Genomic DNA, 552 nt, shown 5'->3' on the forward strand with positions numbered 1-552 from the left:
CCAAACCAGCAAATTTCTTAAAGATTATATCTGTTTATTAAGATTATTTTTGTATATTTGCAGCATTATTTTGGTGGTAAAGCCTGTTGGCCTGCCACGTGACAATAGGACTTTACGGAGCAGCCTATATCACAATTCTTCTCCGTAGTAACAGTCCGTTCTCTCTCACTGGTCTCTCCCTGCGCGGCAGAGACATACGTTTTTATATTTTTCAAACACTCCAAATTGACAGCGCATGAGAAAGTTTACTTCTTTGTTACTGTTAGGCTTCGCTCTCGGCAGTTTCGCACAAACGCCCGGAGGAGTCAGCGGAAGCGAACTGTGGTTCAAGACTGCGCCTTTGAACTCAGACCTGCAAGGTTATTACCGTTGGCAGGATTTCTCTGGGGATTCCATACGGCTGATGCTATTGGACAGCCGTGGCGTCAAGTCTGAACTTACTCTTCCGAACAGTTCAGTCCATTACTTCAATTTCAATCCGAGTCTCTGGCTCGCAGACGGATTCCGCAGCCTGAGTGCCAGCCTCAAGCACGGCGACCTCTCACAGGCTAC

Annotated in this window: 1 pseudogene; it reads left to right on the top strand. The window is 46.9% G+C overall.

Annotated features, from left to right (window positions below):
* Positions 1 to 253: 253 nt before the first annotated feature.
* Positions 254 to 552, top strand: a pseudogene (locus tag DXD25_RS16100) (T9SS C-terminal target domain-containing protein); the annotation flags it as partial.

Source organism: Prevotella sp. TF12-30 (genome assembly GCF_003436715.1).
Lineage (GTDB): Bacteria > Bacteroidota > Bacteroidia > Bacteroidales > Bacteroidaceae > Prevotella > Prevotella copri_A.